18 protein-coding genes and 1 other RNA gene are annotated in these 22,366 nt (G+C 71.4%); 15 read left to right on the top strand and 4 right to left on the bottom strand.

Features of this window, described 5'->3' with window-relative positions:
* Positions 1-512: 512 nt before the first annotated feature.
* The 3 genes from AC5P1B_RS04280 (at position 513) to AC5P1B_RS04270 (ending at position 4,573) form a co-directional block, all read left to right on the top strand.
* Complete coding sequence (locus AC5P1B_RS04280) at positions 513-1,826, top strand: serine/threonine-protein kinase (RefSeq protein WP_493884807.1); 1,314 nt, start codon at positions 513-515, stop codon at positions 1,824-1,826.
* Between the two features lie 495 nt (positions 1,827-2,321).
* Positions 2,322-3,434: a peptide chain release factor 2 gene (prfB, locus tag AC5P1B_RS04275; protein ID WP_493884806.1), complete on the top strand. Its 1,113-nt coding sequence runs from the start codon at positions 2,322-2,324 to the stop codon at positions 3,432-3,434.
* Positions 3,435-3,778: 344 nt separating this feature from the next.
* Positions 3,779-4,573 carry a hypothetical protein gene (locus AC5P1B_RS04270; RefSeq protein WP_493884805.1) on the top strand — a complete coding sequence of 265 codons (795 nt, stop codon included), beginning with the start codon at positions 3,779-3,781 and terminating at the stop codon, positions 4,571-4,573.
* A gap of 439 nt (positions 4,574-5,012) precedes the next feature.
* Here the strand turns inward: AC5P1B_RS04270 and AC5P1B_RS04265 are convergent, their stop codons facing one another.
* A complete protein-coding gene (locus AC5P1B_RS04265; protein WP_493884804.1) occupies positions 5,013-5,201 on the bottom strand; it encodes a hypothetical protein in 189 nt (62 codons plus the stop codon).
* Positions 5,202-5,628: 427 nt separating this feature from the next.
* On the opposite strand from AC5P1B_RS04265, the gene ftsE reads away from it, so the two are divergent.
* The 5 genes from ftsE to ssrA all read left to right on the top strand — a co-directional run bounded on the left by ftsE (position 5,629) and on the right by ssrA (position 9,924).
* Positions 5,629-6,318, top strand: a complete 690-nt coding sequence (gene ftsE / locus AC5P1B_RS04260; protein ID WP_493884803.1) for a cell division ATP-binding protein FtsE — start codon at positions 5,629-5,631, stop codon at positions 6,316-6,318.
* Between the two features lie 9 nt (positions 6,319-6,327).
* A complete protein-coding gene (gene ftsX / locus AC5P1B_RS04255) occupies positions 6,328-7,239 on the top strand; it encodes a permease-like cell division protein FtsX (protein ID WP_493884802.1) in 912 nt (303 codons plus the stop codon).
* A 67-nt stretch (positions 7,240-7,306) separates the two neighbouring features.
* Entirely contained in the window at positions 7,307-8,830 is a 1,524-nt protein-coding gene (locus tag AC5P1B_RS04250; protein ID WP_493884801.1) for a S41 family peptidase, read from the top strand.
* An 18-nt stretch (positions 8,831-8,848) separates the two neighbouring features.
* Positions 8,849-9,337, top strand: a complete 489-nt coding sequence (smpB, locus tag AC5P1B_RS04245) for an SsrA-binding protein SmpB (protein ID WP_493884800.1) — start codon at positions 8,849-8,851, stop codon at positions 9,335-9,337.
* A gap of 217 nt (positions 9,338-9,554) precedes the next feature.
* Positions 9,555-9,924, top strand: a transfer-messenger RNA (tmRNA) gene (gene ssrA / locus AC5P1B_RS04240).
* Positions 9,925-10,192: 268 nt separating this feature from the next.
* Here ssrA and AC5P1B_RS04235 read toward each other — a convergent pair.
* Both AC5P1B_RS04235 and AC5P1B_RS04230 read right to left on the bottom strand, forming a co-directional pair.
* Complete coding sequence (locus tag AC5P1B_RS04235) at positions 10,193-10,801, bottom strand: hypothetical protein (protein ID WP_493884799.1); 609 nt, start codon at positions 10,799-10,801, stop codon at positions 10,193-10,195.
* Between the two features lie 157 nt (positions 10,802-10,958).
* Complete coding sequence (locus AC5P1B_RS04230) at positions 10,959-12,362, bottom strand: MFS transporter (RefSeq protein WP_493884798.1); 1,404 nt, start codon at positions 12,360-12,362, stop codon at positions 10,959-10,961.
* Positions 12,363-12,460: 98 nt separating this feature from the next.
* Between AC5P1B_RS04230 and AC5P1B_RS04225 the strand changes: the two genes are divergently transcribed.
* A complete protein-coding gene (locus AC5P1B_RS04225) occupies positions 12,461-13,435 on the top strand; it encodes a LysR family transcriptional regulator (protein ID WP_493884797.1) in 975 nt (324 codons plus the stop codon).
* Between the two features lies 1 nt (position 13,436).
* Here AC5P1B_RS04225 and AC5P1B_RS04220 read toward each other — a convergent pair whose 3' ends face one another.
* Positions 13,437-13,892 carry a hypothetical protein gene (locus AC5P1B_RS04220; protein WP_493884796.1) on the bottom strand — a complete coding sequence of 152 codons (456 nt, stop codon included), beginning with the start codon at positions 13,890-13,892 and terminating at the stop codon, positions 13,437-13,439.
* 180 nt (positions 13,893-14,072) lie between these two features.
* Here AC5P1B_RS04220 and AC5P1B_RS04215 point away from each other — a divergent pair, with 180 nt between their 5' ends.
* From AC5P1B_RS04215 to AC5P1B_RS04190, 6 genes are all read left to right on the top strand, one after another.
* Positions 14,073-15,443: a nitrate/nitrite transporter gene (locus AC5P1B_RS04215; protein WP_493884795.1), complete on the top strand. Its 1,371-nt coding sequence runs from the start codon at positions 14,073-14,075 to the stop codon at positions 15,441-15,443.
* A 417-nt stretch (positions 15,444-15,860) separates the two neighbouring features.
* Positions 15,861-17,003, top strand: a complete 1,143-nt coding sequence (locus tag AC5P1B_RS04210) for a uroporphyrinogen-III synthase (RefSeq protein ID WP_493884858.1) — start codon at positions 15,861-15,863, stop codon at positions 17,001-17,003.
* 228 nt (positions 17,004-17,231) lie between these two features.
* Positions 17,232-17,828 (top strand): CGNR zinc finger domain-containing protein, encoded by a 597-nt coding sequence (locus AC5P1B_RS04205; protein ID WP_493884794.1) that lies wholly within the window; start codon positions 17,232-17,234, stop codon positions 17,826-17,828.
* A gap of 214 nt (positions 17,829-18,042) precedes the next feature.
* Positions 18,043-18,564: a sigma-70 family RNA polymerase sigma factor gene (locus AC5P1B_RS04200; protein WP_493884793.1), complete on the top strand. Its 522-nt coding sequence runs from the start codon at positions 18,043-18,045 to the stop codon at positions 18,562-18,564.
* The gene (locus tag AC5P1B_RS04195; RefSeq protein ID WP_493884792.1) at positions 18,561-19,346 is read left to right on the top strand and encodes a zf-HC2 domain-containing protein; all 786 of its coding nucleotides are present in this window, start codon (positions 18,561-18,563) and stop codon (positions 19,344-19,346) included. Before AC5P1B_RS04200 ends, AC5P1B_RS04195 begins: the two co-directional genes overlap by 4 nt.
* Before the next feature lie 309 nt (positions 19,347-19,655).
* Positions 19,656-22,244, top strand: a complete 2,589-nt coding sequence (locus AC5P1B_RS04190) for a UvrD-helicase domain-containing protein (RefSeq protein ID WP_493884791.1) — start codon at positions 19,656-19,658, stop codon at positions 22,242-22,244.
* Positions 22,245-22,366 lie beyond the last annotated feature (122 nt).

Below are 22,366 nucleotides of genomic sequence, written 5' to 3'. Positions count from 1 at the left end.
CGTCGGCCACGGCCGCCGCAGCGGTCGCCCGTAAGCGCCCGGACGGGCTGCCTGCCCCGCGTCGCCCGCGGGGCAGGCAGTCTTGTTTCCCGCCCGCCCGCTCGCGCTCGTCGACCGCGACCCCGGGTGGATCGGTGAGGCCGCGTCCCTCAGCGGTGGCTTTCGCCGAGCCCGCGCGACCGTCCGAGCCGTGGCCTCGCGACGTCTCCTGGTGCCCGGCTGGGCGCTCGCGTACGAGGGCACGGAGCCAGGTGGCGTACGAGGTGACGTAGGAGGTGGCGTACGAACGCGATCGTTCTCCGCCTCGCGCGGCGATCATGATGCGCGACTCTGGAGATTTGTCGACACCCGAAGGGTGCATTCCGGTCCAGAACGGACAGCGAGTAGGCTCTGGCCCCCTCAATCGGCCGTGAGCCGCGTAACTTTGTTGCGGACGCCAGCCTTCTGGCGCCGAGACGCGGGTGACGCCGCGTAAGACGTTGGACACCCTCAGACGACAAGTCGGAGCAGTCTTGGCACGGAAGATCGGTAGCCGGTACACCGCAGGCCAGGTCCTTGGACGTGGCAGCGTCGGCACGGTGTGGCTGGGCGAGGGGCCCGATGGCCCGGTCGCCATCAAGCTCTTGCGCGAGGAACTCGCCTCTGACCAGGATCTCGTCGGCCGGTTCGTCCAGGAGCGCGCGGCGCTGCTGAGCCTGAACCATCCGCATGTGGTCGGTGTACGTGACCTCGTGGTCGACGGCAACGACCTGGCGCTGGTCATGGACCTGATCCGGGGCACCGACCTGCGTACCCGGCTCGACCACGAACGCCGCCTCGCCCCCGAGGCCGCCGTCGCGATCGTCGCCGACATCGCCGACGCGCTCGCCGCCGCGCACGCGGCCCAGATCGTGCACCGCGACGTGAAGCCCGAGAACGTCCTCCTGGACATGCAGGGGCCGCTCGGCCCCGGTGGCGCGCACTCCGCGCTGCTCACGGACTTCAGCGTGGCCCGCCTCGTGGACTCGCCCGGCCGCGCCCGCGCCCAGCAGGGCTCAAGCGGCCGCTCGCCGACCGCCCGCAGTGTCATCGGCACCCCCGACTACCTGGCGCCCGAGATCATCGAGGGCCTGCCGCCCCGCGCGAGCGTCGATGTCTACGCGCTCACCACCGTGCTCTACGAGCTGCTCGCCGGGTTCACCCCGTTCGGCGGCGGGCATCCCGGCGCCGTGCTGCGGCGGCACGTCACCGAGACCGTCGCGCCGCTGCCCGGCATCCCCGACGAGCTGTGGCAGCTGATGGTGCAGTGCCTCGCCAAGGCGCCCGCCTCCCGGCTGCGCGCAGCCGAGCTGGCCGCCCGGCTGCGGGAACTGCTGCCCAGCCTGGCGGGCATGCCGCCGCTGGACATCGACGAGCCGGACGACGAGGCGGAGGACGGCTTCGCCGCGGGGTACGAGGACGGCGCGCCGACCGTGGTGGGCGGAGCGCCCGGGCTGCCCGGAGCCGCGGGGGAGCCCCGACGGCGTGGCGCTGTGCCCCTGGTGCCCGGCGCTGTCGCCGACTCCAGCCGTGACACCCACACCAGCATGCGGGCGCCCAGTACGGACGAGCTGGCGGGAGGGGCGCACGGCACGGCGCGCGCCCCACGCGCGGCCGGCCAGCGTCGCGCGGGTTCCGCACGCCACCGGTCGGGGCCCGAGGCGCTGCGCCGCCGCCGCGTCAAGCTGGGGGCCGCGGCCGCCGCCGCGCTGCTCGCCGCGGGTGTGGGCGGCTGGCTCGCGGTCGGCAATGGTGACGACGGCGACTCGGACGCCCCCGGCGTCCACCAGTCGGAACCCACCCCGTAGCGCCTGCTCCCTCACGCGCGCCTCACCCGGCATCCCCGCTCGCTGCCCGCTCCATGGCCCGCTCCATGGGCCGCTCCCATCGGCCGGGGCGTGCGGCGCGGCGGGCTGGGTTCGTGGCTGTGCCTGTGGGCTGTGCTCTGCGCCACCCTCAGCCCGCCTGGCTGCCGGTACGGGTTCTCGCGCCGATGGGCGCCGATGGGCGTGGTGCGATGCGTCACCCCTTGGTGTGCGGTGTCCGGGCTCGCGATCTCGCGCCCGCCCCCGTGTGACCGGGGCGGGGGCGTCTCCCCGGTCACACGGGGCCGGGCCCCGGCCGGTCTCCTCCAGCTCTCCTTCAGCGGCCGCGCCGGTCGGATACCAGGCTGCCCCTGGCTCGCCGGGACGCCCGCCGGTCAGGCACTTCGGCCCGCTCCCCGGGCAGGCGGGGAGCGGCGGGACGCCGGTCCGGTCAGGCGCACGGGTCGGGTTGCGGCGTGTAGCCGTTAGGCTGGGGGCGTGGCAGTCGTCGATGTATCCGAAGAGCTGAAGTCCCTCTCCTCCACCATGGGGTCGATCGAGGCGGTCCTCGACCTGGACAAGATGAGGGCCGACATCGCCGTGCTTGAGGAGGAGGCCGCGGCCCCCTCCCTCTGGGATGACCCGGACAACGCGCAGAAGGTGACCAGCAAGCTGTCCTACCTTCAGGGGCAGCTGCGCAGGACCGAGGAGCTGCGCGGCCGGATCGACGACGTCGAGGTGCTCTTCGAGCTCGCCGAGGCGGAGGACGACGCGGACGCCCGTGCCGAGGCCGAGGCCGAGCTGACCTCGGTCCGCAAGGCGCTCGACGAGATGGAGGTCCGCACCCTCCTGTCCGGTGAGTACGACGCCCGTGAGGCCCTTGTCAACATCCGCGCCGAGGCCGGTGGAGTCGACGCCGCCGACTTCGCCGAGCAGCTGCAGCGGATGTATCTGCGCTGGGCCGAGCGCCATGGCTACAAGGCCGAGATCTACGACACCTCGTACGCGGAAGAGGCGGGCATCAAGTCCTCCACCTTCGCCGTCAAGATCCCGTACGCCTACGGCACCCTCTCGGTCGAGCAGGGCACCCACCGCCTTGTGCGGATCTCGCCGTTCGACAACCAGGGCCGCCGTCAGACGTCCTTCGCGGGCGTCGAGGTGCTGCCGGTCGTCGAGCAGACCGACCATGTCGAGATCGACGAGTCCGACCTGCGCATCGACGTCTACCGTTCCTCGGGGCCCGGCGGCCAGGGCGTCAACACCACGGACTCCGCCGTGCGGTTGACCCACCTCCCGACCGGCATCGTCGTCTCCTGCCAGAACGAGCGCTCGCAGATCCAGAACAAGGCGTCCGCGATGAACGTCCTCCAGGCGAAGCTGCTTGAGCGCCGCCGCCAGGAGGAGCAGGAGAAGATGAACGCGCTCAAGGGCGACGGCGGCAACTCCTGGGGCAACCAGATGCGTTCGTACGTCCTCCACCCGTACCAGATGGTCAAGGACCTGCGCACGGGCCACGAGGTCGGCAACCCGCAGGCCGTCCTCGACGGTGAGATCGACGGCTTCCTGGAAGCGGGCATCCGCTGGCGCAAGCAGCAGGAGCAGCAGGCGTAGTAAGAACGACCAGTTCGCGTGGAGAGCCGGGCCCCGCGGTCCTCAACGGACCGTTCGCCCGGCTCTTTTGCGTGTGAGTGGCCGTCCTGGCCCGCTTTTAGGTCACAGTTACACCCTCCTGTGACCGTCAACTGACTGCATTGCGGACATCCCGTACGGAATGACCTTGACGGTGATGTGAAAAATGGGAAAGCTGGCGCGCGGCATGCGTATGAACTGGGGCGCGTGCGAACGGGGGCGGGCAAGAAGCCTGTTGAGGCTGGTGCCGAGAAGTCGGACCCCGGGCCGTAGCCCCGTACATAGCTGCTCCATTGACGAGTACAGCTACTGGGGGTAGCAGGCAGATGACCAAAAAGACGCGGTTGCGCGTTGCGCGGATCGTCGCCGGCGCGGTGATCGCCGCTGGCGCGTCCCTCACCGCCGCGGGCGCCGCTTCAGCGGTCGGTATCGACGTCAACGTCGGCGGGGTGGGTGTCAAGGCCGACGCCGACGAGACCGGTGTGGGTGTGGGTGTCGCCGTCGGCAAGCCCGACCCCACCGACGACCCGACCACGATCCCCACCGCCCCGACGGACAAGCCGACGACGCCGACGGACCCGCCGACGGACAAGCCGACGGACCCGCCCACCGACAAGCCGACCGATCCGCCCACCGACAAGCCCACGGACCCGCCGACGGACAAGCCGACGGACCCGCCCACCGACAAGCCGACGGACCCGCCGACCGGCGAGCCCACGGACCCGCCCACCGGTGAGCCGACGGACCCGCCGACCGGTGAGCCGACGGACCCGCCGACCGGTGAGCCGACGGACCCGCCGACCGGTGAGCCCACGGACCCGCCCACCGGCGAGCCGACCGACCCGTCTCAGCCCAGTGACCAGCCGACGACTGGTCCCGGTACCGACGACGGCGACTCCGACACCTGCCCGGTCGACCTCGACGGTGCGAACTGCGAGGACAACACCGACACGGACAGCGCCGGCAGCAAGCCGGTGGAGCAGGACAAGCCGAAGGAGGAGCTGGCCGAGACCGGTGCTTCTGAGACGACGTTCCTGCTCATCGGCGCCGCGACCATGATCGCGGGTGGCATCGGCTTCCGCTTCGTGCCGCGCCTGGTCAGCCGCAACACCGTCGCCTGACCCAGCCCGTAGAAGCGGCTGAGCGGATCTGACGAAACGAGCATGACGAGGGGCCCGGAGCGCTGCAGAGCTCCGGGCCCCTCGCGCTGCGCCCGGCGTGCCGCGCTCAGCATGAGGCAGGGGCGAGGCAGGGCACCGCGGCTCGGCCATCGGCCGCACCGTCCGGGCGGTGGAGCGGGGAGGGCATGCGGACATGCGGCATGGGCGACGGTGTGTAACGCGGCGAACGCGCTAGGCAAGTGACGGGCGGACGGGCGGGCGCAGAGACACGCGCAAGCGCGGCACACTCACACCCGGTGGGTACACGCACACAGGCTCACCAGCGACGACGTTCTGTGCGGCCGTTCTACAGCGGCGCGCTCTCGGCCGCGTACCCCTCGCGGGTGTACGCGTGCTGACAGCTGGGCGTGCCGCGATGGCGCGCCCAGTGACGAGCGCCTTATGCGGCCACTTCGTGGGCGAGGGCCGCCACGGCTATCAGGGCCATCAGCAGCACGATCAGCGCCGCGGGCGTCAATCCGGCGAACGGGCCGTCCTGCTCCGTACGTCGCAGGGCCCGGCAGACTCGGCACCGGCCTTCGCTGACGGGACTGGCGCAGTTGGCGCAGACGAGCCTGTCGTACGTCATGCGCTCTCCTCACTCCCGTGCGGCGGAGCCGCTGTCGTCTTCCATGGGGCAAACGCACCGGGACGGGTGGTTGTTCCCGCTTCGGTTTCCACCGTCTGTTCTGTTCTGTCTCCCGCGTCTGTCTACCGCGCTTGCACGTGTCTCCGTGTCCAAGCGTTTCCGTGTCTGCGCGTCTACGCTCCTCTCCTCTCCTCTCTACTCTGCCAGTTTGCGTCGGGTTCAGCCCGCTCCATGCTCATCGCTCCGGCGTGCGAGCCGCGCGGCGCCCAGGTTGTCGTCCTTTTGTCCGGGTGATGCCGTGAATAACGGCACCAACCCCGGACGCCGACTGCGCGGCCGCACGCGGTTCGCGTAGGGTCACGCTCACCGACGGGAGCCGCGCCAGTGGCAGCCCGTGCCCCCTATTCAGGTCGACCGTGGTGCATTCGTGATCCGATTCGACAACGTCTCCAAGACCTACCCCAAACAGAGCCGCCCCGCGCTGCGCGATGTCTCGCTAGAGATCGAGAAGGGCGAGTTCGTCTTCCTGGTGGGCTCCTCGGGTTCGGGTAAGTCCACCTTTCTGCGCCTGTTGCTCCGTGAGGAGCGGGCCAGTCACGGTGCCGTACACGTGCTGGGCAAGGACCTCGCGCGGCTGTCCAACTGGAAGGTGCCGCAGATGCGCCGCCAGTTGGGCACCGTCTTCCAGGACTTCCGGCTGCTCCCCAACAAGACAGTGGGAGAGAATGTCGCCTTCGCGCTTGAAGTGATCGGCAAGCCGCGTGGCGCCATTCGCAAGACCGTCCCCGAAGTCCTCGACCTGGTCGGGCTCGGCGGCAAGCAGGACCGCATGCCTGGTGAGCTGTCCGGCGGTGAGCAGCAGCGGGTGGCCATCGCCCGCGCGTTCGTCAACCGCCCGATGCTCCTGATCGCGGACGAGCCGACCGGCAACCTGGACCCGCAGACCTCCGTCGGCATCATGAAGCTGCTGGACCGGATCAACAGGACCGGGACCACCGTGGTCATGGCGACCCACGACCAGCAGATCGTCGACCAGATGCGCAAGCGCGTGATTGAACTTGAGAAGGGCCGTCTCGTACGCGACCAGTCGCGCGGCGTCTACGGCTACCAGCACTGAAAGGACGCCATGCGCGCCCAGTTCGTCCTGTCGGAGATCGGCGTCGGTCTCCGCCGTAATCTCACCATGACCTTCGCGGTGATCGTCTCTGTCGCCCTTTCACTCGCCCTGTTCGGCGGGTCCCTACTCATGCGCGAGCAGGTCGACACGATGAAGGGCTACTGGTACGACAAGGTCAACGTCTCGATCTTCCTCTGCAACAAGAACGACAAGGAAGCCTCGTCCAACTGCGACAGGGGTGCGGCTTCCGCCGAGCAGAAGAAGGAGATCCGCGCCGAGCTGGAGCGGATGAACGTCGTCGAATCGGTGGTGTTCGAGACGAGTGAAGAGGCTTACAAGCACTACAAGGAGCAGTTCGGCGACTCTCCGCTGGCCAGCTCGCTGACGCCGGATCAGATGCAGGAGTCGTTCCGGATCAAGCTGGAGGACCCGGAGAAGTACCGGGTGATCAAAACAGCCTTCTCGGCACGGCCTGGAGTTCAGGCCGTGGAAGACCAGAGAGATGTCGTCGATAACCTCTTCAACCTTCTCAACGGTATGAACTACGCCGCTCTCGGCGTGATGGCGCTCATGCTCGTCGTGGCCTTGCTGCTCATCGTCAACACCGTGCGGGTGTCGGCATTCAGCCGTCGGAGAGAGACCGGCATCATGCGGCTGGTGGGCGCGTCCAGCTTCTATATTCAGCTGCCATTCATCATGGAAGCCGCCATCGCCGGTCTGATCGGCGCCGTCTTCGCCTGCGTGCTGCTGATCTCCGGTCAGCAGTTCCTCGTGGACGGCTGGCTGGTGGACCGCATCGACGTGATCAACTTCATCGGCTGGGACGCCGTGATCGCCAAGCTCCCCCTGGTGCTCGCGATCGGCTTGCTGATGCCCGCGTTGGCCGCGTTCTTCGCGTTGCGCAAGTATCTCAAGGTGTGACATACGCCTAGGGCGTCGTACGGCCAACACCCCGTGCGGCGCCCTGGCGTGGCCTAGACTCACCGACATGTCGGGCCTGTGGATGAACAATCCGCTCCGCTCCGCTCTGGCTCTGACGCAGCCCGTGGACGCCGAGCCCCGGCCCCGTCGCACTTGCCGCGGGGCTGCCCTGACAGTGGTCTTCGTCAGCGTGCTCGCGGCCGGTGCCGTCACCGGCTCCTGGGGTGACCAGGCGCAGCGCGACCAGCGGTCGACAACAACGCGGATACCGTCCGGGACCGTTGCCAGCACCTTCGCCGCCGCCGGAGCCGACGCGGCGCCCGGCGCGGCGGGCGAAGTCCCCGGCTACGGCCCGGCCGCCGACGAGGTGAGCCGCAGCGGCGACCGGTGGAGCGCCGTGTACTCGCCGCACGAGTACGAGGGCTTCCGCCGCAACCTGGACGGCCAGTACGTCGGCGTCGGGTTGTGGGCCAGGCTCGCGTCCGACGGCACCATCGAAGTGGACCGGGTGCAGCCCGGCAGCCCGGCCGCGCGGGCGAACATCCGCGTCGGCGACCGACTGAGATCCATCGACGGGGTAGCGGTGACGGGCCGGCCCATCACCGAGGTCGTCTCGCGGCTGCGAGGCGACGCCGCTGACGTGTCGGCGGGGGAGCAGGACGCGACGGACACCAAGGCCCCGGCCGCCCCATCGCAGGGCGACGGCGAGGCCAGTGCGGGCGACAAGCCCAAGGGAAACAGCGAGACTCCAGGCCGCCGAGCCGTGGCGGACTCGGGCGCGGAGCCGGAGACGGGCGCGGGCGAGGACGCGGGCGAGAGTTCGGGCGTCGACGCCAAGAACGGCTCGGGAAGTGGGCCCGCCGGCGGGCCGGAGCGGGACCCGGCGGACGGCTCGGCCGGTGACGCCGCCCGGGACAGCGGCCCCGAGGGAGCTCCCGGCAGCGAGGTGGTACTCGGTCTGGAGCGCGACGGCCGGAAGTGGCGGGAGACCCTGCGGCGCTCGCGGCTGGAGACGGAGACGGTGAGCGTGGACCGGCTGACCGGCCGGCTCCCCAGCGCCACCCGTATCAAGGTCGAGGCATTCACCAAGGGCTCAGGCGACCAGGTGCGCCGGGCGGTGCGCGCCGCCCCGGAAGGTGACGCGGTCCTGCTCGATCTGCGCGGCAACTCCGGCGGTCTTGTCACCGAGGCGGTCACCGCGGCGTCCGCCTTCCTCGACGGCGGCCTCGTCGCCACCTATGACGAGCACGGCCGCCAGCGCGTACTCAACGCCGAGTCCGGTGGCGACACCCAGACGCCCCTGGTGGTGCTGGTCGACGGTGGCACGATGAGCGCCGCCGAACTGCTGACCGGCGCGTTGCAGGACCGTGGCCGCGCGGTCGTGGTCGGCACGCGGACGTTCGGGAAGGGCTCGGTGCAGATGCCCAGCGAACTGCCGGACGGCTCGGTCGCCGAGCTGACCGTGGGCCACTACCGCACCCCCCTGGGCCGCAGCGTGGACGGCGTGGGCATCACCCCGGATCTGACGGCCGCTGACGACGCCGAGGACCGGGCCCGCTCAGTATTGACTGGCACGGGGGGCGGGGCCTAGTGCGAGAATGGCGGCGCTATGGCTAAAGATAAAGAGACGGGACAACGCAAACTCGTCGCGCAGCACAAGAAGGCGCGGCACGATTATCACATTCTGGACACGTACGAGTGCGGCTTGGTGCTGACCGGGACCGAGGTCAAGTCGCTGCGCCAGGGACGGGCGTCACTGGCGGACGGCTTCGTTCAGATCGACGGGCACGAGGCGTGGCTGCACAACGTGCACATTCCCGAGTACGCCCAGGGGACGTGGACGAACCACTCCGCCCGCCGCAGGCGCAAGCTGCTGCTGCACCGGGTCGAGATCGACAAGCTTGAGTCGAAGTCGCAGGAGACCGGCCACACGATCGTGCCGCTGGTGCTGTACTTCACCAACGGCCGAGCCAAGATCGAGATCGCGCTGGCCAAGGGTAAGAAGGAGTACGACAAGCGGCAGACGCTGCGGGAGAAGCAGGACCAGCGCGAGACGGAGCGGGCGATCTCCGCCGTACGCCGACGGCAGCGGGCCTGAGTCGTATGTCTGGGCCGTGAGCCTGAGCCACTGGCTCGGGGCCTGAGCCGCGGGCCGCGGCGGCGGGCCCGGTCCGGGCCTCCCGGAGGACTTCCCGGAGCGGGCAGCCGGTTCCGGATGCCCCCGGCAGGAATAAGCTGGCACCCGCCGACGCTGTTCACGTAGGATGGCAACCGCACCCCGCGAGGGTGTGTGCACGACCTTGATAAATCAACATGGGGATGATCGGTTTCGACAGCGGATGTCGAAGCAGGGGAAGCGAGCCGAGGAAGCGGCAATGATCTCGTAAACCATATGTCGCAACCAATAATCGCCGATTCCAAGCGCGATTCCTTCGCCCTCGCTGCCTAAGTAGCGACTTGCGAAGTGTCAGCCCAGGGGTGTTCCCGACCTGGACCCTGGCATCATTTAGGGAACTAAACCACTAGGTCCGGTCACGGGATCTAGTGGGAAATCAAACAGTGACTGAGCCCGTCGGAGACTTGTCCGCGTGATCTCCGGGGCCGAGAAAATCGCAGCGGACTGCGCTCGGAGAAGCCCTGTTTTTGCACCGTTGGACGCGGGTTCGATTCCCGCCATCTCCACGAAAGCGATGGGCGAGGTGTGTCTGCGGAAAGCGCAGACGGCCTCGCCTTTCGTCGTTTTCGCACGGGCTCCGCCCGTGCGCGGCGGGGGCTCCGCCACCCGCGGCCCCCCTGGGCGGGGCTGGGCCGAGGCGTTGAGTTTCGCCGCTCCTGGGTGGGCCTGGCGGGGGCTGCGCCCCCTGCCGCATGTGATGAGCCGCAGGCCCCACCGTTATGTCGTTCTCGGCGGTGCGGCCTGCGGCGTTGTCGTGTCTGGGGCGGTGCCGTGCGGTCAGCTCGTGGCCTTCCAGTACACCGGCTCCTTCTCGTAGTCGCCCGTGTACAGCACCACGGACGGCTTCTGGCCCTTGGGCAGCAGGTAGACCTTGCACAGGGTCGCCGAGGTGCCGGGGGTGAACTTGTCGGGGTCGTCGCTGACGCACTTCTTCACGTCGTTCCCGGTGTAAGGGGACTTCGCGTCCTCGCCGCGGTCGTCCCGCAGCCGGGAGGGGGAGAGCAGGGACGGGTATTCCAGCGTGCTCTTGCCCGTGTTCTTGACGGTCATCGTGACGTAGTACGGCTGCATGGCGCGTTCGTCGGCGTCCTGCCGCACCGAGCCCAGGTCGGCCTGCGAGCCCTTGACGATGCTCTTCGCCGTGACGTCCAGGATGGCCTGCTTGTCGGAGGTCCGCTGGTAGCCGATCCGGGCCGTCTCGCCGAAGGCGAGCGTCTTGCCCGAGTCCCTGTCCACCTTCTTCTCCTTGGGCCCCGCCGTCGGAGACTCCTGCTTCGGCTTCTTCGACGGGGAATCGCCGCCCGCTGCGGCGTCCTCGCGGCAGCCGGTGGTGAGCAGGGTCAGCGCGGCCAGGCCGACGATGGCGGTGACATGTCGCGTACGCATGGTGTGTGGCCCCCGTGGTGTGAACGTGTGCGGTGTGGATTGCCGGAACATCATGGCCCGGTGAAAAGCCCAGGTCAGGACCGATGGCATAGCCGGAACGAGCTTGAGACGGCGCCGTTGCAATGCAACGGGCGGGACGAATGTGGTCATGGAGGGACTAGTTTCCGGCCACGCCCAGACGTCGCCTCCCGGCCGCCGCGATCAGCAGAGCGAGCGCGGCAGCCAGTACGGGCGTCAGATACGAACCGGCCGCGCCCACTTGCTCGACGGTCCAGCCGCCCAGCGCCGCGCCCGCCGAGATGCCGATGAGAAGGCCGGTGTACGTGGTCGTCATGCCCTCGTTGAGCTGGGCGGGCGGAATCAGGCGCTGCACCAGCGACATGCCGGTGATCATCGTCGGCGCGGTGGCCACGCCCGCCACGAACAGCAGGACCGCCAGCACCCCGAGGCTCTCGACCGCCAGCAGCGGCAGTACGCACACCGCCATCCCGGCGACCCCGGCCACGAACCGCGCCGAGCCGGAGCCACGCACCGGCAGCGCGCCGAACACCAGCCCCGCCACACACGACCCGGCCGCCTGGAGTGCCAGCACGGCGCTGCTCGCCGAGCCGCCACCCCACGCGTCCACGGTGGCCACGGTGGCGACCTCCATGGAGCCGAACACGGCGCCGGTCGCGAGGAACGTGCCGAGCAGCACCTTCAGCCCGGGTACGCGCAGCGGTGAACGAGCGGGCGTGCCGCTTCGCGGGTGGGGTGGCGGTTCCGTACGGCGCTGGGCCGCGAACAGCGCGGTCCCCACGGCGAGCAGCGACGCCGAGGTGAGCAGCCCCGCCTCCGGGAAGGCGGCCGTGCACAGCACCATCGCGAGCGCCGGGCCGAGCATGAAGCAGAACTCGTCGACGACCTGCTCGAAGGAGGTGGCGGTGTGCCTGGCGGCCGCGTCGTCCCGGTACAGGGCCGCCCACCGGGCGCGGGTCATCGAACCGAGGCTCGGCACACCCGAGGAGCCCACCGCGCACACGAACAGTGCCCAGGCGGGGGCGTCGTAGCGGACGCACAGCAGCATCGCCGCCGCGCCCGCCACGAACACCCCGGCGGCGGGTAGCGCCACCCGCGCCTGCCCATGCCGGTCAACGAGCCGTCCCAGCAGCGGTCCCGCGACCGCGGTGACGGCGACGCCCGTCGCTGACACCGCCCCGGCCAGGGCGTACGAGTCGCGCACCGTGGCGATCATGAGGACGTTGCTCACGCCGAGCATGGACATCGGCAGGCGGCCGATGAGTGCGGCCAGGGTGAAGGCGAGCGCGCCGGGCGCGGTGAACAGCCGCCCGTACGGGCCGAACAGCCGCCGCGGTGGGCCGGGCTCCGGTGGCGGATGCGCGTCGGCTTCCGGTCTGCGTGTGCCGGTCGGCTCGGCCCGCGCGCCAGGGCCCTCGGGCGCGCCGGGTCGGGGCACGGCGGCCTGGCGCGGGACGGACCCGGGCGTGGCCTGCCGGGGGAGGGAGGCCGGGCGCGGGGCGGGGCGGCGGACGACCGGGCGGGAAGCGAGGAAGAGGATCATGGGACTACGGTCGCCGCTGCACCCCAGCGCGGTCCAACACCTGATCAGTAGCCATTAACGCACTTTTGTTGTCAGCCGGTGGGCGGCAGACTGTGCGGGTGCCACGAGACCTGGACCCACGCCTGCTGCGCGCCTTCGTCGCCGCCGCCGACGAACTCCACTTCACCAGGGCCGCCGCCCGGCTGTATGTGGCGCAGCAGGCCCTCAGCCGCGACATCCGCCGCCTGGAGCGCGAGCTGCGCGCCGATCTCTTCGTACGGATCACACGGCAGGTGTCGCTCACCGCCACCGGCGAGCGGCTGCTGCCGTACGCCCGGCGGGTGCTCGCCGCGCAGGACGAGCTGGCCGCCGCCTTCGGGCGGCGGGAGGAGCCGGGGCGTCCGCTGCTCGTCGATGTCAGCGCGCCGGTCAGCACGGGGCAGCGGGTGCTGGTCGAAGCCAGGGAACTGGCACCAGAAGCGGAGCTGGTGGCCCGCTTCCACAGCGGGCTCACCGGTGCGGCGGCGGGTCTCCTCGCGGGCACCCTCGATGTGTCCTTCGGCCGGGTCGGCGGGCTGGCGCCGGGCGTGCGCGCCCGGCTTGAGCACCTGCCGGTGCGCTATGAGCCGCTGGCGGTCGTGCTCCGTGCCGACCACCCGCTCGCCCGCCTGCCGCGGATACCGCTCGACGCGCTCACGGGCGAGACCCTGTACGCCGGAGCGGGCAACGCGAGCACCGCCGAGTGGACGGACCTCGCCGAGAGGCTGTTCGCCGGGCGGGGCATCGCGATGGCCGAGCCGTTCCCGGAGATCGAAGGCAGCGCGGAGTTCACCAGGGTGGTGGCGAAACACCGCTGGTCGGTGCTGGCCAGCGTGGAGTTCATCGACATGCCGGACACGGTGCTGCGGCCCCTGGTGGACCCGGTGCCGCTCTCGCCCATCTCCATGGTCTGGCGCCGTGGGCTGCGCCATCCCGGCCTGGACGCCCTCCACGCCGCCGCCCGCAGCCTCGCGGACGCGCGGCGCTGGCTGGAGCGGCCCGCCGGGTCCTGGCTTCCGGAAACGGACGCCGAGCTGATGGCCACCGGACGCTGATCTACCGCTGGCGGCCGGCCTCGGGATGGTCCCCTATCCATCCCTGGAGCGACCGCGCCGCCGACAGGGCCGGTTCGCGGGCGAGGTTGTCCACCCCGGCGGTCTCGTCCCCGGGGATCTCCTCCTCCATGGCCTTGATGGTCTTCAGCGGCTGGGTGTAGGTGCCGTCGCCGTCCGGGGCCGCCCGCATGGCCTTGCCCAGCGCCCGGATGTCGCCGACCAGGCGGCGCAGCTGCTCGGTGCAGTCGGCCTTCCCGCACTTTGTGTCCTGGGTGGACTGAGCGGCCTGGAACGCGGCGATGGCGTTGGGCACGGTCCGCTCGGTGAGACTCGCGGCCTTGTCGCCGTCGGCCGAGGAGTCGGAGCAGGCGCCTGTCAGGGCGAGCGCCAGGGAAACGGTCAGGGCGGCTACGCCCCGGCGTAAGTCCCGGCGTAAGCGGATTCGAGAGTTCTGCACTGGATTACCCCCGTGAAAGAGCTTTCGGCGTTGATCGTCGATCAGTGTTGCTCACCGCCCTCCGCGCTCGCAGGTGAGTGCAAGGTTTCGTCTGTGTCACGTCACGCCATCGGCTTGAAACGCACGGTCCCTACCGTCGAACGGACCCGGACACCCCCGAACAGGAAGGCAGGGCGTGCGATGGCAGCCCCGACCAAGGCCCGTACGGGCAAGCGCTGGATCGAACACTGGAACCCGGAAGACACGAGCTTCTGGGAGCGCGACGGGGAGCGGATCGCGAAGCGCAATCTGATCCTGTCGATCCTGTCCGAGCACATCGGCTTCTCCATCTGGAGCCTGTGGTCGGTGATGGTCCTGTTCATGGGCCCCGAGTACGGGGTCGATCCGGCGGGGAAGTTCTTCCTGGTCGCCATGCCCACCCTGGTCGGCGCGGTGCTGCGGGTGCCGTACACCTTCGCTGTCGCCCGGTTCGGTGGCCGTAACTGGACGGTGTTCAGCGCGCTGCTGCTGCTCCTGCCGACGACGGCCGCCGCCCTCGTGATGGAGCCGGGTACCTCGTACACCACGTTCATGGTGGTCGCGGCCCTCACCGGAGTCGGCGGTGGCAACTTCGCCTCCTCCATGACCAACATCAACTCCTTCTACCCGCTGCGGAAGAAGGGCTGGGCCCTGGGCCTGAACGCGGGTGGCGGCAACATCGGCGTGCCCGTCATCCAGCTGATCGGCCTGCTCGTGATCGGCACGGCGGGCGCCGCGCACCCGCGCCTCGTGCTCGCCGTCTACGTCCCGCTCATCGTGCTCGCCTCGGTGCTCTCGGCGCTGTACATGGACAATCTCGCGCCGGTACGCAACGACACCGGGGCGGCGAAGGACGCCGCGCGCGACGGCCACACGTGGATCATGGCGCTGCTGTACGTGGGGACCTTCGGCTCCTTCATCGGCTTCAGCTTCGCCTTCGGCCTCGTGCTGCAGAACCAGTTCGACCGGACCCCGCTCCAGGCCGCCTCGCTGACGTTCATCGGGCCGCTGCTCGGGTCCCTGATCCGCCCGGTCGGTGGCCGTCTCGCCGACCGCTACGGCGGTGCCCGCATCACCCTGTGGAACTTCGCCGCCATGTCCGCTGCCACCCTCGTGGTGGTCTACGCGTCCAACCAGAAGTCGCTGGCGGTCTTCCTCGTCGGCTTCGTGTCGCTGTTCGTCCTGACCGGGCTCGGCAACGGCTCCACGTACAAGATGATCCCCGGCATCTTCCAGACGAAGGCCGTCGCGCTCGGCATGACGGGGGAGGACGCCGCCGGGTACGGACGGCGGCTCTCGGGCGCGGCGATGGGCCTGATCGGTGCGGTCGGCGCACTGGGCGGCCTCGCCATCAACCTGGTATTCCGCCAGGCTTTCCTCACTGGGCACAGCGGTACGCCTGCCTTTGTCTCCTTCCTCGCTTTCTACGCTCTGTGTTTCATGGTCACCTGGTTCGTATACCTGCGGGAGCCGGCGGCCGGTCCCGTACCGGCGCGGACGCCGGAACCGAGGCCGGATTACGCCAAGGTGTGAGCCTGGGGTGACGGGGGAGGGTGCGGATGCGTAACAGCCGGGAAATACTGACGAACCGATTCCGTCACCAGCCGCTGGCAGGCTCGAACGACCGCGGACCGGACCAGCACTGCGGGGCGGCGCGGGACGAGGACCACGAGCGGGGCGACACTCATGCACGGAGAGCGGTACCAGTCAGGGCGAGACCGGACACGGCGCGGTGACGGGCAGGACGACAGCGGTCAGCAGCGGGAGACATCCCCCGACCAGGGCCCCGACCAGGGCCCCGACCAGGGCCAGGGCGAGAGCCCGGACCGGGGCCGGGCCCGGATGCCCGGTCTTGAGCCGGGCCCGGCGCCGGAGCAGTCGGACCAGCAGGAGCAGCCGGCGCGGCAGGAACCCGCGCCCGGCGCCGTTCGCGACGCGGGGCGGGAGCGGATGGCCGCGCGTGGGACCACCCCGCTCGCCGGATTCACCGTGGGCGTCACCGCCGCACGGCGCGCGGATGAGCTGATCGCCTTGCTGCAACGGCGCGGCGCCGTCGTCCTGCACGCCCCCGCGCTGCGCATCGTCCCGCTCGCCGACGACAGCGAACTCCTCGAAGCCACCAAGCAGTTGGTGGACGACGCCCCCGATGTCGTGATCGCCACCACCGCCATCGGCTTCCGCGGCTGGGTGGAGGCGGCCGACGGCTGGGGTCTTGGCGAGGCACTGCTCGCCCGGCTCGGCGCCGTCGAACTGCTCGCCCGCGGTCCCAAGGTGCGCGGCGCGATCCGGGCCGCCGGGCTCACCGAGGACTGGTCCCCTGCCTCCGAGTCGATGGCCGACATCCTCGACCGGCTGCTGGAGGAGGGGGTCGAGGGGCGCCGCATCGCCGTCCAGCTCCATGGCGAGCCCCTGCCCGGCTTCGTGGAGTCGTTGCGCGCCGCGGGCGCCGAGGTCGTGGGGGTGCCCGTGTACCGGTGGATGCCGCCGGAGGACCTCGCCCCGCTCGACCGGCTGCTCGACGCCACGATCGCCCGGACGCTGGACGCCATCACCTTCACCAGCGCCCCCGCCGCGGCCAGCCTGCTCGACCGGGCGGAGCGGCGTGGCATCCAGGAGGAGTTCCTCGACGCGCTCCGCGACGACGTGCTGCCCGCCTGCGTCGGCCCGGTGACCGCGCTGCCCCTGGAGGCGCACGACATCGCCACCAGCCAGCCGGAACGCTTCCGCCTCGGCCCCCTCGTCCAGCTGCTGTCCTACGAACTCCCCGCCCGGGTGCGGCCGTTGCCGGTCGCCGGGCGGCGGATGGAGATTCGCGGGCACGCGGTGATCGTCGATGGTGAGCTGCGGCCCGTCCCTCCGGCGGGCATGGCGCTGCTGGCGGCCCTCGCCCGTCGCCCCGGCTGGGTCGTCAGCCGCGCGGAGCTGCTGCGCGCGCTGCCCGGCGCGGGCAGCGACGAGCACGCGGTGGAGACGGCGATGACACGGCTGCGCGGCGCGCTGGGCGCGCCCAAGCTGATTCAGACGGTGGTGAAGCGTGGATACCGGCTGGCGCTCGACCCGGTGGCCGATACGAAGTACGGCGACGACGCGTAGCCGTTGCCGCCCGTCCGCCCGTCCGCCCGTCCGCCCGTCCGCCCGTCCGCCCGTCCGCCCATCCGCCCGTGCTCCACCGCTCCGGTGCCCGTAGTGGTCCCCGATGTGTCCGGGACGCGGTCCGGTCGGCGCCGGAAGGGTTCCGGGGAGCGGGCGCGGCGGGCACTCTGGAAGCAGGGATTCCCTGTGGGCGCCGGCGCGCCCAGCGACTGAGGGAGTGATAGGTGGATGACGGCTGTCGCGGCCTCCTACGATCTTCGCTTCGATGCCGGGCGGATGTGTCTGGATCTGATGGCCACGGTGAGCGGAAGGCTCAGCGAGGAGCCCGTGGAGCGGCTTGACGGACCAGGGCGGCTCGGCCAGTGGTTGGTGGGGGCCGGTCTTGTGCCCGGAATGCCCCCGCACGCGGTGGACGCCGCCTGGCTCGGCCGCTTCCACGCGGCCCGCGACCTCCTCTACCGAGTGGTCCACGCGGAGCTCCAAGGCCGGGCCACGGGCGCCGACTTGGAACGGGTCAACGCGCTCGCCTGTACCGCGCCGCTCGCCCTGCGTGCCGTACGCGGCGCCGACGGCGCCCTGACGCGTACGCTCGCCACGCCACCCGACTGCGGCGCGCTGCTCGCGCAGATCGCCCGGGACGCCATCGACCTGCTCACGGACGCGGCGGCCCGGAGCCAGCTGCGGCAGTGCGAGGGCGAGACCTGCGCGCTGATCTACCTCGACACCTCGCGCGGCCGCCGTCGCCGCTGGTGTTCAAGCGAGGTGTGCGGCAACCGCGAGCGGGTCGCGAGGCACCGTCGGCGCGCGGTCGCCGCTCGTGGCTGACGCCACATCAAGTACGTGTATCAGCCCGGTATTTGAGAAAGAGAGCTGCCTCACACCCCGGCGGTTGAGTCATGTGCGCCCCGCGTCCGTACCCCCGAGCGCGACCAGGGTCGCCCGGCGGCGGAAACCGTACGGAACCGGACGCTAACCGGCCCTGAAGCGAGCTGACTTGACCGTATCGACCTGGGGGTTACGGGTGCGCGAGAATGCCATCGTGGCCGATAGCGCGACACCGGACGAGGAGCTCATCCGCGCCCTGTACCGCGACCACGCGGGCCCGCTGCTCGGCTTCGTCCTCAGACTGGTGGCGGGCGACCGGCACCGCGCCGAGGACGTGGTGCAGGAGACGCTGGTGCGCGCCTGGCGCAACGTCGACCAGCTCCAGCGGGCCAGCGGATCGGTCCGGCCGTGGCTGTTGACCGTCGCCCGGCGCATCGTCATCGACGGCCACCGCAGCCGTCAGGCCCGCCCTCAGGAGGTGGACGCGGCTCCGCTCGAAGTGATGCCCGCCGACGACGAGATCGAGAAGGCGCTACGGCTGATGACGCTGTCCGACGCGATGGGTGATCTGAGCGATGCCCACAGGGAAGTGCTGGTCGAGACGTACTTCAAGGGCCGTACGGTCCAGGAGGCCGCCGAGGCACTCGGCGTTCCGAGCGGGACCGTGCGGTCCCGGGTGTTCTACGCGCTGCGCTCCATGAAGCTCGCGCTGGAGGAGAGGGGAGAGACGGCATGACGGCGCAGGACAAGCACCTTCACGACCCTCGGCACCCCGAGCACGAGGCTGTCGGCGCGTATGTGCTCGGAGTGCTCGACGAGGCGGACACGGCCCGCTTCGAGGAACATCTGGCGGGCTGCGGGTGGTGCGGGCGGCAGTTGGAGGAGTTCGCCGGAATGGAGCCCCTGCTCGCCGAGCTGGCGGCCGATTTCCCGGCCACGGGCCTGGTCGGCGCCCCGCAGCCGAGCCCGGCGCTGCTCGACCGGGTGATCGGCGACGTGGCCGCGACCCGGCGCGCGGGCCGCAGGCGCCGCCTCGTCCTGATCGCGGCCGCCGCCGCGCTGATCGTCGGCGGACCGCTGGCCGCCGTGGCGCTCACCGGCGATTCCGACGGGGCGAAGCCGGTGGCACGGCCGGGCTACCCGCACTCGACCAGCCCGGCCGAGGACGCGTTCTTCCACGACATGCGGCGGAAGGTGGAGGCGACGGACCCGGTCACCAAGGTGTCGGCGACGGTCGGCACCGAGCGGAAGGGCTGGGGCACCCACGCCGTCCTGGAGCTGAAGAACGTCAAGGGGCCGCTGAAGTGCCGGCTCATCGCCGTCGGCAAGGACGGCGAACGGCAGACGGTCACCACCTGGTCCGTCCCCAGCTGGGGGTACGGCGTCCCGGACAGCACCCACGCCAGTGCCAGGGCCCCGCTGTACGCGCACGGCGGCGCCGCGATGAGCCCGCAGGAGATCGACCACTTCGAGGTGCGCACGCTGGACGGCGAGCGGCTGGTGACGGTCGGCGCGTGACCGGCTGAGGGGCGGAGCCCTTCGCGGGCTCCCCCGGCAGTTCCCGTGCGGGCCGCCCCGCCGGGCCCCGGCGCCCTGGGCCGTCCGGGGGGAGGCCGGCCCGCGCGGCGGGCGGGGCCGGGCCCCCGACCGCCGCGCCCGGCCCCGAGGCGGGCGCGCCCCCCGGGGACCCGGGGACGTCGGAGCGCAGGTCGCCAGGCGTGTCCGCCAGGGCGACCCGTTCACATACGGCCGTCTTGGCAGGTGCGCGGAGTGCCCCGGTTCGCGTACGGTTGACGGCTGCCCTACGCACACCAGAAGGGGGCCTGGGTGGCCGCGCACAACGCCACGCACGCACAGTCGGCGAGACCCGGGAAGGCGGCGGCCACAATGGACGCGGCCGCCGGGTCAGAGCCGGGGGGAACACGCGAGCGGGAGATCCGTGTCGAGCAGACACATCTGAACCGGGTGTACCGACGCCTTGAGGAGAAGATCCACGAGGCCGAGTACCTCATGAACGACGCGGTCAGGAGCGGCCAGGTCGGCACTCCCGGCGCGCTCGCCGAGCGCGACGCACAAGTTTTCCGGGCCGGGGTGCACCTCAACCGGCTCAACAGCGAGTTCGAGGACTTCCTCTTCGGGCGGATCGACCTGCTGCCCGGCAAGGACGGCAAGCGCGGCCCCGACGGCGCGTACACCTCCGTGGAGCCCTCGGACGACGCCGTACGGACCGACGCGGCGGGCGCCACGCACGGCGAGATCGCCGAGACCCTGCACATCGGGCGGCTCGGCGTCCTCGACGCCGAGTACACGCCCCTGGTCATCGACTGGCGGGCCCCGGCGGCCGCGCCCTTCTACCGGTCCACCCCCGTCGCGCCCGGCCGCGTCGTCCGCCGCCGTGTCATCCGCAGCAAGGGCCGCCGCGTGCTCAGCGTGGAGGACGACCTGCTGCGCCCCGAGCTGACCGCGACGCTGGACGGCGAGCCGCTGTCCGTGATCGGTGACGGCGCGCTGATGGCCGCGCTCGGCAAGGCCCGCAGCCACACCATGCGGGACATCGTCGCGTCCATCCAGGCCGAGCAGGACATGGTCATCCGCGCCCCCGCGAACTCCGTCACCGAGGTCGAGGGCGGCCCCGGCACCGGCAAGACCGCCGTCGCCCTGCACCGCGCGGCGTACCTGCTCTACCAGGACCGGCGTCGCTACGCGGGCGGCATCCTCATCGTCAGCCCGACCCCGCTGCTCGTCTCGTACACCGAGGGCGTGCTGCCGTCGCTCGGCGAAGAGGGGCAGGTCGCGATCCGTGCTGTCGGCTCGCTGGTCGAGGCGGCGGAGGCCACCACGTACGACGAGCCCGCCGTCGCCCGGATCAAGGGCTCCGCGCGGATGGTGAAGGTGCTGCGCAAGGCCGCCAGGGGCGCGCTCACCCTGCCGCGCGTCAGCCCAGGGACCGGCGACGGGACCGGCGAAGACGACGAGGCGGGCCAGCTCAGCTTCGACGGCCTCGGCGAGAGCGCCGGGGAGGGCCTCGCGGATGTCCCCGACCGGCTGCGTGTCGTCGCGTTCGGCGCCCGGGTGGAGCTGGACGCGCCGAAGCTGCGGCAGATCCGGCAGGCGGTGCTCAGCGGCACGGCCCCCGTGAACCTGATGCGCCCGCGCGCCCGCCGCCTGCTGCTCGACGCGCTGTGGTCCGCCTCCGGCGGGCCCCGCCGCTACACCGACCCCGAGCTGGCCGTCGAGGCCCGCGAGGCGTTCGACGAGGACATCTCGTCCGAGGACGCCTTCACCGGCTTCCTCGCGGCGTGGTGGCCCGAGCTGACGCCACGGGGGGTACTCGCCGCGATGGCCGACGAGAAGCGGCTCAGCCGCTGGTCCGGCGCCTCCGGCGGAGCCAGGGGGCGGGTGTTGAACCAGCGCGAGGTGCGGCAGGTGGCCCGCTCGCTGCGGCGGCTCGACGCCGACGGCCAAGGGCCGCTGTCGGTGCACGACGTCGCCATGCTGGACGAGCTGCACACCCTGCTCGGCGCCCCGGCTCGCCCCCGCAGGCGCGAGGCGGACCCGCTGGACCAGCTCACCGGCCTCGACGAGCTGACCACCCACGCCGACCGCACCGCGTCCAGGCCCAGCCGGGCGGAGCGGCTGGAGCGGCTGCGCGAGGAGGCGCGTACGGACTACGCGCACATCATCGTCGACGAGGCGCAGGACCTCACGCCGATGCAGTGGCGGATGATCGGCCGCCGTGGCCGGCAGGCGACCTGGACCGTCGTCGGCGACCCGGCGCAGAGCTCCTGGTCAGAGCCGGAGGAGGCGGCAGCCGCCCGTGACGAGGCGCTGGGCACCCGGCCGCGCCGCCGTTTCCGGCTGACCGTCAACTACCGCAACCCGGCGGAGATCGCCGAGCTGGCCGCGAAGGTGCTGGCGCTGGCGATGCCGGGGGTGCCCTCCCCGTCAGCGGTGCGTTCGACGGGGCTCGAACCGCGCTTCGTGGTGGCGGGGGATGACCCGAGCGTGGCCCTGCGGGACGAGGTGCGGCGGCTGCTCGCCGAGGTGGACGGCACGATCGGCGTGGTCGTGGCCATGGAGCGCCGCGCGCGGGCCAGGAAGTGGCTTGCCGGACTGACCGGCATGGCCGGTACGGGCGACGCCGCCCTGGGCACTCAGACCCAGGCGGGCCCGGGGGACCCGGCGGACACCCCGGAGCCGCAGTCCAGGGTGGTCGTCCTGGGCAGCCTGGAGGCGAAGGGCCTTGAGTACGACGCGACGGTCGTGGTCTCACCCGCCGAGATCGCCGACGAGTCACCGGCGGGTCTGCGCGTGCTGTACGTGGCCCTCACCCGGGCGACCCAGCAGCTGACGGTGCTCTCCGGCAAGCGCGACGACCCCGACGCGGCGGGCGTGCCCGACCTGCTGCGGGACTGACGCCTCACGCTGTTCCGAGCGGGCCGGCCAGTGGGCTGCCGGTCTGGCGGCGCCGACGGGCCCGTGCACGGCCGTTCGCGGCGTGTTCCCACGGCGCGCGGGCCCCGGCCGGGCCCGGCGCC

The sequence above is a fragment of the Streptomyces sp. A01 genome (assembly GCF_059026195.1).
Note: the sequence above shows the minus strand (reverse complement) of the source record. Positions and strands in the feature narration are given on the sequence as shown.